Annotated in this window: 11 protein-coding genes and 1 tRNA gene; 9 read left to right on the top strand and 3 right to left on the bottom strand. The window is 41.9% G+C overall.

Annotation, left to right across the window (positions count from 1 at the left end; genetic code table 11):
• Nucleotides 1–167: 167 nt before the first annotated feature.
• From DW862_RS14380 to DW862_RS14370, 3 genes are all read left to right on the top strand, one after another.
• Complete coding sequence (locus DW862_RS14380) at nucleotides 168–2,582, top strand: TonB-dependent receptor (protein WP_117611036.1); 2,415 nt, start codon at nucleotides 168–170, stop codon at nucleotides 2,580–2,582.
• Nucleotides 2,583–2,622: 40 nt separating this feature from the next.
• A complete protein-coding gene (locus DW862_RS14375) occupies nucleotides 2,623–4,011 on the top strand; it encodes a DUF4374 domain-containing protein (RefSeq protein WP_008776298.1) in 1,389 nt (462 codons plus the stop codon).
• Between the two features lie 89 nt (nucleotides 4,012–4,100).
• Nucleotides 4,101–5,309 (top strand): PepSY domain-containing protein, encoded by a 1,209-nt coding sequence (locus tag DW862_RS14370; protein ID WP_032849564.1) that lies wholly within the window; start codon nucleotides 4,101–4,103, stop codon nucleotides 5,307–5,309.
• A gap of 745 nt (nucleotides 5,310–6,054) precedes the next feature.
• Here DW862_RS14370 and pfkA read toward each other — a convergent pair.
• The 3 genes from pfkA to cmk form a co-directional block, all read right to left on the bottom strand.
• Nucleotides 6,055–7,035, bottom strand: coding sequence for a 6-phosphofructokinase (gene pfkA, locus DW862_RS14365; protein WP_004297914.1), 981 nt, complete (start codon nucleotides 7,033–7,035; stop codon nucleotides 6,055–6,057).
• A 201-nt stretch (nucleotides 7,036–7,236) separates the two neighbouring features.
• The gene (locus DW862_RS14360) at nucleotides 7,237–8,106 is read right to left on the bottom strand and encodes a 4-hydroxy-3-methylbut-2-enyl diphosphate reductase (protein ID WP_004306786.1); all 870 of its coding nucleotides are present in this window, start codon (nucleotides 8,104–8,106) and stop codon (nucleotides 7,237–7,239) included.
• Nucleotides 8,107–8,114: 8 nt separating this feature from the next.
• Entirely contained in the window at nucleotides 8,115–8,948 is an 834-nt protein-coding gene (cmk, locus tag DW862_RS14355; RefSeq protein ID WP_181985794.1) for a (d)CMP kinase, read from the bottom strand.
• 70 nt (nucleotides 8,949–9,018) lie between these two features.
• Between cmk and DW862_RS14350 the strand changes: the two genes are divergently transcribed.
• The 6 genes from DW862_RS14350 to DW862_RS14325 all read left to right on the top strand — a co-directional run bounded on the left by DW862_RS14350 (nucleotide 9,019) and on the right by DW862_RS14325 (nucleotide 13,331).
• The gene (locus tag DW862_RS14350) at nucleotides 9,019–9,702 is read left to right on the top strand and encodes an energy transducer TonB (RefSeq protein ID WP_004321840.1); all 684 of its coding nucleotides are present in this window, start codon (nucleotides 9,019–9,021) and stop codon (nucleotides 9,700–9,702) included.
• Nucleotides 9,703–9,771: 69 nt separating this feature from the next.
• Entirely contained in the window at nucleotides 9,772–10,746 is a 975-nt protein-coding gene (locus tag DW862_RS14345) for a polyprenyl synthetase family protein (protein WP_049702117.1), read from the top strand.
• A 15-nt stretch (nucleotides 10,747–10,761) separates the two neighbouring features.
• The gene (locus DW862_RS14340) at nucleotides 10,762–11,478 is read left to right on the top strand and encodes a hypothetical protein (protein ID WP_008024785.1); all 717 of its coding nucleotides are present in this window, start codon (nucleotides 10,762–10,764) and stop codon (nucleotides 11,476–11,478) included.
• Nucleotides 11,472–12,248 (top strand): TatD family hydrolase, encoded by a 777-nt coding sequence (locus DW862_RS14335; protein WP_008024783.1) that lies wholly within the window; start codon nucleotides 11,472–11,474, stop codon nucleotides 12,246–12,248. The genes DW862_RS14340 and DW862_RS14335 overlap by 7 nt, the downstream gene beginning before the upstream one ends.
• A 120-nt stretch (nucleotides 12,249–12,368) precedes the next feature.
• Nucleotides 12,369–12,456 (top strand) — tRNA-Ser (locus tag DW862_RS14330).
• A gap of 74 nt (nucleotides 12,457–12,530) precedes the next feature.
• Nucleotides 12,531–13,331: a MotA/TolQ/ExbB proton channel family protein gene (locus DW862_RS14325; protein WP_004315775.1), complete on the top strand. Its 801-nt coding sequence runs from the start codon at nucleotides 12,531–12,533 to the stop codon at nucleotides 13,329–13,331.
• Nucleotides 13,332–13,334 lie beyond the last annotated feature (3 nt).

The raw sequence follows: 13,334 nt of genomic DNA, 5'->3' as shown, positions 1-13,334 counted from the left end.
ATTATCCAGTATTTACTTATATATAGGTATTGTACATATCTATATATCTCATTTTTGTTGTCTTATTTTTACCAATAGATAGGGATTGTTTGGTATCCCTCTTTCTGCTTACCTTTGCATCGCTTTTAGAGCAATGAAAAGGTATAAAGTAAAAAGGTAAAAAGGAGATGAGCAATAAATATTTTTTGGTTTTTCTGGCATTCTTGTTTTCCGTATCCGTATATTCACAACATGGGCGTCACCGTAATAGTTTAATTTCGGGTAGAGTAATGTCCACGGAGAAAGAAGTGGTGGATTTTGCGACAGTTTATCTGAAAGGAACCAACCAAGGATGCTATACAGATGAAAAAGGTATATATCATTTGAAAACTACAGCCGGTGAATATACACTTGTCGTTTCGGCTATCGGTTATCAAACGGTAGAAAAGAAAGTTAAATTAGCCAAGGGAGAAAGAATAAAAGTAAACGTCACTATCGCGCCGGCGGTAAAAGAACTGGGAGAGGTGCTGGTCACGACATCCGGAGTCGGTCGTGTGAATCAGTCTGCTTTTAATGCGGTAGCCATTGATGCGAAGAAATTGCATAATAGTACGCAGACTTTGGCAGGTGCACTGACTAAAGTGCCCGGTGTAAAACTCCGCGAATCAGGTGGAGTGGGGTCGGATATGCAATTGTATATCGATGGCTTTAGCGGGAAACATGTGAAAATCTTCATTGACGGCATACCACAGGAGGGAGCCGGTGCCGCATTCGATTTGAACAATGTTCCTATTAATTTTGCCGACCGTATAGAAGTCTATAAAGGAGTAGTTCCTGTAGGATTCGGAACCGATGCTATTGGGGGAGTGGTTAATATTGTCACCAACAAGCAACCCGGAAAGTGGTTTATGGACGCTTCCTATTCTTACGGGTCATTTAATACTCATAAATCATACGTGCGCTTCGGACAAACGTTCAAGAATGGTTTTATGTATGAGGTCAATGCTTTTCAGAATTTCTCGGATAATGATTATTATGTAGACACTTATGTACGCGAATTTGAGATTAAAGAAGATGGAAGCGTACGTTTTCCGCCACTTGACAAAAATAAGATTTATCATCTGAAACGTTTTAATGACCAGTATCATAATGAAGCCGTGATTGGAAAAATCGGCCTGGTAGGAAAGAAATGGGCAGATCGTTTGGCGTTGAGTTTCAATTATTCTCATTTCTATAAAGAGATACAAACAGGCGTTTATCAAGATGTCGTGTTCGGTGAAAAATTCCGCAAAGGACATTCGTTGGTCCCTTCTTTAGAATATTACAAAAAGAACTTATTGGTGAAAAACCTGGATCTGCTGTTGACTGCCAATTACAATCATAATATCACCAATAATGTCGATACCGCTTCGCGGGCTTACAACTGGCGTGGAGATTTTTATGAAAAAGGTAGCCGGGGAGAACAGTCTTACCAGAACAGTGAATCTAAAAATAAAAACTGGAATGGGACGCTGAAGATGAATTATCATATCGGACAGGCGCATACGTTTACTTTCAGTCATGTAATCAGTGATTTTGAACGTACGAGCCGCTCTACCATCGGTGCTTCTTCCAAATTCACGGACTTTTCTATTCCTAAAATCACCCGTAAAAACGTCAGCGGGCTTTCTTACCGTCTGATGCCGTCGGACAGATGGAATGTGTCGGCATTTGCCAAATATTACCGGCAATACAACAAGGGACCGGTATCGCAGAATACGGATGGAATAGGCAATTATATCAATCTGTCCAATACGGCAAGCGCTCTTGGATATGGAGCGGCAGGTACCTATTTTATATGGAAAGATCTTCAGGTGAAACTTTCGTACGAAAAGGCTTTCCGCCTGCCGACCACGGACGAACTCTTTGGAGATGAAGACCTTGAAGCTGGCAAAATGAATCTGAAACCGGAGAAAAGTGATAATGTCAATTTGAGTTTCAGCTATAATCATCAGTTTGGCAAGCATGAATTGTATGCCGAGGCCGGTTTGATATATCGGGATACGAAAGATTACATAAAAAGAGGACTGGACGTATTGGGAGGAACAAGCTACGGATATTATGAGAACCACGGTCACGTAAGGACCAAAGGGTATAATTTGTCATTGCTTTATAGCTTCTCGCGTTGGTTTGATATAGGAGGAACATTCAATAGCATCGATACTCGTGATTACGAAAAGTTTCTGGCGGGTTCCTCTTTGCAGGAAAGCATGCACTATAAAGTGCGTATGCCGAATCTGCCCTATCGTTATGCTAATATCAATGCAAATTTTTATTGGAATGACCTGTTTGTCAAAGGAAATGTGTTGAGCATCGGCTATGATAGCTACTGGCAGCACGATTTTCCTCTTTATTGGGAAAATCTCGGAGATAAAGATTCAAAGAATATGGTGCCGGAACAGTTTTCTCATAATCTGTCTTTGTCCTACACCATGAAGAATGGACGTTATAATGTATCATTTGAATGTCGGAATTTCACCGATGCCCAACTGTTTGACAATTTTAGCCTGCAAAAAGCGGGGCGCGCATTCTATGGAAAGTTCAGAGTGTTTTTCGGTAAATAATAAGAGTAAGTTTTTAGTATCAATCAATAATAAAGAATATATGAAGAAGTTTTTATTACAGGCTTTTGCCGTAGCTTTTTGTTTGAGTAGCGGTGTGTTTGTGGCATCTTGCGACGATGATAATAATCCGGTGGATAACCCGCCAATTGATGGAGAAACGGCTTATGTGGTGGCTGCCACAACCGGTGAAGCAAGTTATTTGGTAGTAGCCAATTCTTTGGATGAAGGAACAGTGTCGACTCAAGGGAATGGAACCGAGGTGATTGGCGGTACCTATTGGGTATATAAAGGATTGGATTATGTGTTTGCTTTAGTTTATAATAAAGGTGGCGCAGGTACAGGAGCTTCCTATTATCTGGGGGCAGATGGTAAAATGAAAGAAAAGTACACATACACTTATAATCGTATCACGTCTTATGGAACCTGGGGGGATAAAGTGGTGACTGTTTCCACCGGGGACTCGAAAATAACAGATGAGGATCAGAATGTGGCTCAAGCATTGTTGTTCAACTATTTGGATGCGACCGATGGCAGTCAGGAAGAGGGTACCTTGCTTGCCGAAAATTACTTGGGTAATGGTGAAAAAGTTTCATGGGCAGGTCTGGTTGAAGCTAACAATAAGATTTATACATCTGTCATCCCAATGGGAATGAGTAAGTACGGTATTAAAAAATGGCCGGAAGCTGTGACAGATCAGGAACTTGTGACTAAGACTGACGGTGGTAGCGGCAGCGGTGCATATACAGCCGGTGTCATTCCTTCTACACAATACCCGGATAATGCTTATGTGGCAATTTATAGTGGCACGAACTTCAATGAGACTCCGGTGATTGCCAAGACTGATAAAATAGGCTATGCATGCGGTCGTATGCGTTCACAATATTATCAGACCATTTGGGCCGCTGATAATGGTGACGTCTATGTGTTCTCTCCCGGATATGGACGTACGGCAGTTTCATCTTCAGATTTGAAGAAGGTAACAGGACAGAAGCCTTCGGGCGCAATGCGTATCAAAGCAGGCGCAACAGATTTCGATCCGGATTACTATGTGAACTTTGAAGAGATAGGCACTAAACATCCTATTTTCCGTTGCTGGCACATCTCTGAAGATTACTTCCTGCTTCAATTGTATAAAAAGGGAGCGGAAGATATGATTAGTGGCGGTACAAGTGCAGATGTCAGCGAATTAGCTGTTTTCAAGGCGGAAGATCAGACGATTATGCTTGTTACAGGTCTGCCGGCTGACGGAAAGTTTGGTGGCGAGCCTTATGGAGAAAAAGGGTATGCTTATATGGCTGTCACTGTGACTACGGGCGAGAAACCGGCCTTCTATAAAATAGACGCAAAAACAGGCAAGGCAGTCAAAGGTTTGACGGTAGAAGCTGACGCTATCACTACGGTAGGTAAGATGGAATATCTTTCAAAATAATACAGTCGGTTAAATAGAGAATCTTTTGTATATAAAAGCCTGCCGAGCGGAAAGCTTTGCAGGTTTTTTCAAGAAATAGGATTGAAAACATGAAAAAAATATTCAGAAAGATACATTTGTGGCTTTCCGTCCCTTTCGGACTGATAATAACTCTTGTCTGCTTCTCCGGTGCCATGCTGGTATTTGAAAATGAGGTGAATGAGTGGTTTCGACGCGATCTTTACTACGTAGAAACGGTAAAGGAGTCTCCTCTTCCTATGGATAAGCTGCTTGAAAAAGTGGCGACGACATTGCCTGACAGTGTATCGGTGACCGGTGTCAGCATATCTTCTGATCCCGGACGTGCGTATCAGGTTAGTCTTTCCAAAACACGTCGTGCATCTTTGTATGTAGACCAGTATACGGGCGAAGTAAAAGGAAAAAGCGAGCGTAGCGGCTTTTTTATGTTTATGTTCCGAATGCATCGCTGGTTGCTGGATAGTATGAATCCGGGAAATGAAGGAATCTTTTGGGGCAAAATGATTGTAGGTGTCAGTACGCTTTTACTTGTTTTTGTACTGATTTCGGGAATTGTCATTTGGTGGCCGCGTACACGTAAAGCATTGAAGAATAGCCTGAAAATAACAGCAACAAAAGGTTGGAGAAGGTTTTGGTATGACTTGCATGTGGCAGGTGGAATGTATGCTCTGATCTTTCTACTGGCTATGGCACTGACGGGGTTGACCTGGTCTTTTCCGTGGTATCGGACGGCTTTCTATAAGGTCTTCGGGGTAGAAGTACAGCAACGTGCCGCCCAAGGACATGAACAGAAAAGTGATGCTCAAAAGAGGGATACCAAACTGGCAGCCCATCGGGAAAAGAAAAGAGAAGGAAATGAGGTTCGAAAGGGTGAAAGAGGCGGACGTCCGGAAAACAATCACAGTGATATGTACTCGGTAACTTCACCCTTCGTTTATTGGCAGGAGATTTATGATAAACTAAGACGTCAGAATCCGGAGTATAAGCAAATCAGTATTTCTTCTGGTACGGCAAGCGTGTCTTTCAACCGTTTCGGGAATCAGCGGGCATCTGACCGTTATTCTTTCAATACGGATAATGGTGAATTTACAGAAACAAGTCTTTATCAACATCAAGACAAGTCGGGAAAGATTCGTGGTTGGATTTATTCTGTGCATGTTGGTAACTGGGGAGGAATGTTTACTCGCATACTTACCTTTATTGCTGCCTTATTGGGGGCTGCACTACCACTGACTGGATATTATTTATGGATAAAAAGACTCATAAAGGTACGGAAATGAATGAAATTTTTTCCTACTATAAAGTTGAAAAACATAAAAACATCTGCCACCTGCAACGAAACGTGTGTAATTCACTAGTTAATAGATAGTTGTAACGTTGCAGATACCTGTGGCAGATAGGTTGCAGATAAAGTATCTGCAACACGTTATATAATCAAAGAAAAAGCCTTGATTCCTTTGAGCAAAGCTATGGGATAATTGGGGTGACTCTATGGAGAATTTGTAAAATATCTACGGGGAAACGACAGTATCCTTACGTAGAAACTGTAGTGTCCCGCCTTAGAAACTGTCGTTTCCTGCCGTGGAAATTGTAATTTCTAATGCCGGAAACGACAGTTCCCCGCCTGGAAACGGGAAGTTAATGTATACAATAAACTTTTGCACCCATGGAGAATTGGCTTTGCAAGGCTTATACTGTGTGGCAGATACTTTGATCTGCAACCTATCTGCAACAGTATCTGCAACGTTACAACTATCTATTAACTAGTGAATTACACACGTTTGGTTGCAGGTGGCAGATGTTTTTATGTTTTTCAACTTTATAGTAGGAGGATTACGCATCAAAATTAGGGTCGCAACCGTAAGTCATAAAACAAATTCACCTCTGTGTCCTCCGTGTCCTCTGTGGTGAAAAGAAGCATTGAATAAATGAAAGAAGAGCGGTGAATGATAAGGAAATCTCCCGTTCATCCACCGCTCTTTATCTTATATACTGATATAAGCTGAACTCCTAAAAATAAAAAGATTAGATTGAAAGCTCTTTCAATACAGTGACAAGATCTCTCTTGATTGGTTTGTCATTCTTAATAGCCTTGCTGAACGGTACGTAAACGATTTCATCATGTTCGATTCCGATCATTACGTTACGTTGATCTTCCATAATAGCATCGATAGCAGCAGCACCGAGGCGGCTTGCCAGGATACGGTCGTGGGCAGTCGGGCTACCACCACGTTGCAAGTGACCTAAGATCGTCACACGTACATCGTATTGCGGGTATTCGTTTTTCACACGTTCGGCATAATGCATGGCTCCTCCGGTCAGTTCGCTTTCGGCTACCAGTACAATACTACTGTTTTTTGATTTACGGAATCCGTTCTTGATAAACTCTTCCAGTTGGTCGACTTCCGTACTGAATTCCGGAATAATAGCAGCTTCCGCTCCCGAAGCGATTGCTCCGTTCAGTGCAAGGAAACCGGCATCACGTCCCATCACTTCTACAAAGAACAAACGTTCGTGTGAAGTGGCCGTGTCGCGTATTTTATCCACAGCGTCCAATATCGTATTTAATGCAGTGTCATATCCGATGGTAGTATCTGTACCGTAAAGGTCATTATCAATAGTTCCCGGCAGTCCGATACACGGAACATCAAATTCCTGTGCAAAGATGCGTGCACCTGTCAGTGAACCGTCTCCACCAATGATAACCAAGGCATCAATGCCTTCTTTTTTCATATTATCATAAGCCAACTGGCGACCTTCTGGAGTCGTGAACTCTTTACAACGGGCTGTTTTCAGGATAGTACCACCCAACTGGATGATATTACTCACATTCTGACTCTTAAATTCTTTGATTTCACCCGTGACCAGACCTTTATAGCCTCTGTATATACCTTTGACTTGCAATCCATTGTAGATAGCTGCACGTGTCACTGCACGTATAGCAGCGTTCATTCCCGGAGCATCACCTCCGGAGGTCAAAATTCCGATACACTTAACTGTTCCCATATAACAATCTCTCATTAATTAGTTTGACGCGGCAAATGTACAATAAAAAGTTGAAAGCAGCGGTTATGAAGTTTTTTTTCGTATGAAGAAAACATTAAAAATGTTCAAATAGCCCTTTCTTGCTTTCTTTTTATTCATTCGTGTTACTTTGCCGTTTTTTCTTATGTTGCTTTGCTATTATTCTTTATATGAATAAAGCAATTATTCTTTGATAAGCGTCCGAATGTGATTGTAAATCTTCTCCATCAACCATTTCGGAGTAGAAGTCGCCCCACATACACCAATCGATTTTACGTTTTGAAGAAGAGAAGGATCGATTTCTTTCTCGTTATCTATCAAATGCGAATTAGCGTTCACCTTCAAACATTCTTCAAACAGCATCTTTCCGTTCGAACTCTTTTTGCCGCTGACGAAGAAGATCAAATCGTGTGTAGCCGCAAACTCCCGGAGCTTAGGCATACGGTTGGCAACCTGACGGCAGATCGTATCATAATATTCGAAAGTCGCCTCCGGTGAAATATGTTGTTTGAAGTATTCTACGATTTCTTGAAATTCGTCCAGTGACTTGGTTGTCTGTGAGAAAAGGCGGATACTTTTGTTTAAATCCAGCTTTTTGGCTTCCTCTGCCTTTTCAATCACAATTGCCTTTCCGTCTGTCTGCCCTACCAGTCCCAACACTTCAGCGTGTCCGCTCTTGCCGTAGATGACAATTTGCTTTTCTTCGTCACTGTCTGCCAGATACCCTTGTCGGATGCGTTTCTGCAAACGTAATACAACCGGACAGGTCGCATCGATAATCTCGATCTTATTTTCACGGGCAATCATATAAGTTTCCGGTGGCTCGCCATGCGCCCGGAGCAATACTTTTGCATTTTTCAATTGCTTGAATTCTTCCCGATTGATGGTGATTAATCCCATCGTTTTCAGCCTGTCCACTTCCCGACTATTATGCACAATGTCTCCGAGGCAATAGAGTGTTTCTCCCTTTGCCAACTCTTCTTCTGCCTTATGAATGGCTGTCACCACACCAAAGCAGAAGCCGGAACCTTCGTCTATCTCTACCTTGATCATAAAACAAACTATTTACTTACCTTATTAAATTGTTCGAAAAGCCATTTTTTCTGCTCTTCAATCGATAAGTCGGTATTATCCAGGAGCAGCGCATCTTCTGCTTTGCGCAACGGACTTACTTCACGGTTTTGATCGATATAATCCCGTTGTTTCACATTTTCCAGAATCTCGTCGAAGCTGGCTGCCTGTCCCTTTGCTTTCAGCTCGTCATAACGGCGTTGAGCACGGATTTCGGGAGTGGCGGTTACAAATATTTTCAGTTCCGCATCCGGGAAAACAGTGGTACCTATGTCCCGGCCATCCATGACAATCCCCTTCTCATTTCCCATTGCTTGTTGTTGAGCTACCATTGCTTCACGTACGAAGTCGAGCGTACTGATAGGACTCACTTTGGAAGAAACCTCCATCGAACGGATTTTATTCTCTACATTCACACCGTTGAGATAAGTGTCGGGACGTCCGGTTTCCTTATTCAGCCGGAACGATATATGAATGTCCTTAATTTCTTTTTTCAGCCTCTCCGTATCGATAACGTCTCCGTCGAAAATTCCGTTTTCTATACTATATAAAGTGACCGCACGATACATGGCTCCGCTGTCAATGTAAATGTAGCCCACTTCACGGGCCAGATCTTTAGCCATTGTGCTTTTTCCGCAAGAGGAAAAACCATCGATTGCAATTGTTATCTTTTTCATATTCAGTTCATCTGATTTGTCCGCCAAAGATACGGTAAATTTGAAAATCAACCATAAGTTTGCCGTTAAAAGGAGCAAGACAAGTACGAAAGAATTAAAAAAGTTAAAAAGCCGGATAAAAAGAGGCAAAGAGGGGAACGAATACATGAAAATGTACTATATTTGCCCGGAGACACATGAAAGGACACTTTTTTTTAATCATTATATTAATAAATTTATGGAAGTTAAAAAATCACCCAAAGCAGACCTGGAAGGCAAGAAGTCTACATGGTTGCTCGTTGGTTACGTGGTAGTTCTAGCTTTCATGTTCGTGGCGTTCGAATGGACCCAGCGTGACGTGAAGATTGATACAAGCCAGGCAGTAGCTGATGTCGTGTTTGAAGAGGAAATTATTCCTATTACCGAAACCCCTGAACAAGCAGCTCCACCACCACCTGAAGCTCCAAAAGTAGCAGAATTGCTGGAGATTGTGGATGATAAAGCTGATATTGAGGAAACAACAACTATTATCAATGAAGATAACCAAGCTCGTGTAGAAGTAAAATATGTGCCTGTACAAGTTGTTGAAGAAGAACCGGAAGAACAGACTATTTTCGAGGTTGTAGAAAACATGCCGGATTTCCCGGGCGGACAAGCAGCTTTGATGCAGTATCTGGCAAAGAATATTAAATATCCGACTATTGCACAGGAAAACGGAACTCAAGGACGTGTTATCGTACAGTTCGTTGTTAACAAAGACGGTAGTATTGTAGATGCGAAGGTTGTACGTAGCGTTGACCCGTATCTGGATAAAGAAGCCCTCCGTGTGATTAATACCATGCCGAAGTGGAAACCAGGTATGCAGCGCGGAAAACCGGTACGTGTTAAATTTACGGTTCCTGTGATGTTTAGATTGCAGTAATTTGTAATAATATAAATTAGGAGGCTGCTTTCGGCAGCCTCTTTTTATTCATTAATTTTTTTATTCATCATGTTTACAGCTTCTCAATTACTTGATAAGATAAATCATCATATTTCTGAAATTCAGTTTACCCGGACGCCGAAAGGACTTTATGAACCGATTGAATATATCCTTTCTCTGGGTGGGAAGCGGATACGTCCTGTGTTAATGTTGATGGGATATAACTTGTATCGGGAGGATGTGGCGTCTATATACGATCCTGCCACTGCAATTGAAGTTTACCACAACCACACCTTGTTGCATGATGATTTGATGGATCGCTCGGATGTGCGCAGAGGCAAACCTACTGTACACAAAGTATGGAACGATAACACTGCTGTTCTTTCGGGAGATGCTATGTTGATTCTGGCATTTCGCTATATGACGGGATGTCCGCAGGAACATCTGAAAGAAGTGATGGATTTATTCAGTCTGACTACACTTGAGATCTGTGAAGGGCAGCAGCTGGATATGGAATTTGAGTCCCGCTGTGATGTGACAGAAGACGAATACATTGAAATGATTCGTTTGAAAACGGCAGTGTTGCTTGCTGCTAGTCTTAAAATCGGTGCAATTTTGGCAGGAGCGACTGCTGAAGATGCAGAGAATCTTTATCATTTTGGGATGCATATCGGAGTTGCGTTCCAATTGCAGGATGATTTGTTGGATGTATATGGAGACCCGGAAGTGTTCGGGAAGAAGATAGGCGGAGACATTCTTTGCAATAAAAAAACATATATGCTTATCAAAGCATTGGAGCACGCAGATGAAAAGCAGCAGGAAGAATTGAATCGTTGGTTGAATGCAGAAACTTTTCAACCAGCAGAAAAAATAAAAGCGGTAACTGAAATCTATAATCAGTTGAATATCCGTAATGTCTGCGAAAACAAAATGCGCGAATATTACACCCTTGCTATGGAAAGCCTGGCTGCAGTCGCCGTTGCAGAAGACAGGAAAAAAGAATTGAAGAATCTTGTGAAATTATTAATGTATCGTGAAATGTAGCTAAGTGTCAGAGATATGCCTTACAGACGATTACCAAATACTGATCAAGCAAGAGTTCGGGCGTTGAAAGCGGCAGTCGAAAAGGGGGAGATGTATAACGTACGTGACTTGGCTATTACATTAAAGACATTATTTGAGGCACGTAATTTCTTACATCGGTTCGAGGCTGCGCAAATTTATTATACACAGTGTTACAACAACCAGTCGCGTGCCAGCCGTAAGCATCAGATGAACGTGAAGACCGCCCGGTTGTATATCTCTCATTTTATCCAAGTACTCAATTTGGCAGTACTTCGCGATGAAATCAAAGTGGCGCATAAAGAATTATATGGCCTGCCTGCTTCAAACACAGTGCCGGACCTGTTGAGTGAAGCCGCACTGGTAGAGTGGGGGAAGAAAATAATTGAAGGCGAACAACAAAGAACAACTCAAGGCGGCATACCTATTTATAATCCGACTATTGCACGTGTAAAAGTGCATTATGATATTTTTCTGGAAAGCTACGAACGGCAGAAAAACTATCAGGCATTAACCAGTCGCAGTCTTGATGAATTGGCATCCATGCGTGGGCGTGCAGATGAATTGATTCTGGATATCTGGAACCAGGTAGAAGCTAAATATCAGGATGTCACTCCCAATGATACCAGATTAGAAAAATGTCGCGACTACGGACTGATATATTATTATCGTTCCAGCGAGAAAGTAAAAGAAGAAAAAGAAATATCATGCTGATAGATACTCATTCTCACCTTTTTGTTGAAGAATTTACCGAAGACCTGCCGCAGGTGATGGAACGTGCACGGAAAGCGGGAGTTTCCTATATTTTCATGCCCAACATAGACAGTACCACCATTGATGCTATGTTGTCAGTGTGTAGGGATTATCCGGGTTTTTGCTATCCGATGATCGGGCTGCACCCGACTTCCGTCAATGAATCCTATGAACAGGAATTAGCAGTTGTACGCAAGTACTTGTCGACTTCTAATGAATTTGTGGCTATCGGAGAAATAGGCCTCGACCTTTATTGGGACAAGACTTTTCTGAAAGAACAAATTTTGGCTTTTGAAAAGCAAATAGAGTGGGCATTAGAGTATGACCTTCCGATTGTAATTCATTCAAGAGAAGCATTTGAATATATATATAAGGTAATGGAGCCCTATAAAAAGACGCCATTGACCGGCATTTTTCATAGTTTCACCGGGACATCGGAAGAAGCGGCGAAATTGTTGGAATTCGAAGGATTTATGTTAGGTATTAACGGAGTCGTTACTTTTAAGAAATCGACTTTACCGGAAACACTGACGACAGTTCCTTTGGAACGCATTGTGCTCGAAACCGACTCCCCTTATTTAGCTCCTGTGCCGAACCGGGGGAAGAGAAATGAGAGCGCCAATGTAAAAGACACACTTATGAAGGTGGCGGAGATTTATCAGATAACTCCAGAGCACGTAGCAGAGGTCACTTCTGTTAATGCGCTAAAAGTGTTTGGAATCCGCAAATAAGGTTCGAAAGGTTTTAAATTATATTAATTTGCAGTATTTATTCAAGATAAAAGAGGGAGAATGCTTCAAGAAAAGAAAAAAAAGAATACATTTGTAGCTGAAAATGCAGAAAACATGCAGGGAGAGATGCTCGAGTGGTTGAAGAGGCACGCCTGGAAAGCGTGTATACGCCAAAAGTGTATCCGGGGTTCGAATCCCCGTCTCTCCGCAGACATGAAAAAGAGAAGAGAAGTAAATACAATAATAATAATCAATTAATTAATCTTAAAAATTAGACACACAATGAAAAAGTTATTTGCAATTGTTGCTGTGATTGGGGCCTTCACTTTTGGCTCAATTCAACTTGCTCAGGCTCAAGATGCTCCTGCAGCAGAACAAACTGAACAACAAGCTGCTCCTGCCGCTGAAGCTACTACTGCTGCTGCTCCTGCTGCAGAAGAAGGTGGTATTCACAAGGAAATCAAAGTTAAATTCATCGAAGGTACTGCATCTTTCATGAGTTTGGTAGCTATCGCTTTGGTGATCGGTTTGGCTTTCTGTATCGAACGTATCATTTATTTGAGTTTGGCCGAAATCAACACAAAAAAATTCATGGCATCTATCGAAGCTGCTTTGGAAAAAGGTGATGTTGAAGCTGCTAAAGACATTGCTCGTAACACCAGAGGTCCGGTTGCTTCTATTTACTATCAAGGTCTGATGAGAATTGATCAGGGTATTGATGTAGTTGAGAAGTCAGTTGTATCTTACGGTGGTGTACAGGCTGGTTACCTTGAAAAAGGATGTTCTTGGATCACACTGTTTATCGCAATGGCTCCGTCACTCGGATTCTTGGGTACTGTAATCGGTATGGTGCAGGCATTTGATAAAATCCAGCAGGTAGGTGATATCTCTCCGACGGTTGTTGCAGGTGGTATGAAAGTTGCCTTGATTACAACTATCTTCGGTTTGATCGTAGCATTGATCCTTCAGGTATTCTACAACTATGTACTTGCTAAGATTGAAGCTCTGACTAGCGAAATGGAAGATTCTTCTATCTCTTTGTTAGACATGGTAATCAAATATAACTTGAAATACAAAAAATAATCG

Origin of the sequence: Bacteroides sp. AM37-9 (assembly GCF_003603455.1) — a bacterium.
GTDB lineage: Bacteria > Bacteroidota > Bacteroidia > Bacteroidales > Bacteroidaceae > Bacteroides > Bacteroides xylanisolvens.
The sequence above is the reverse complement of the archived record's forward strand: the minus strand, read 5'-3'. Positions and strand labels throughout refer to the sequence as shown.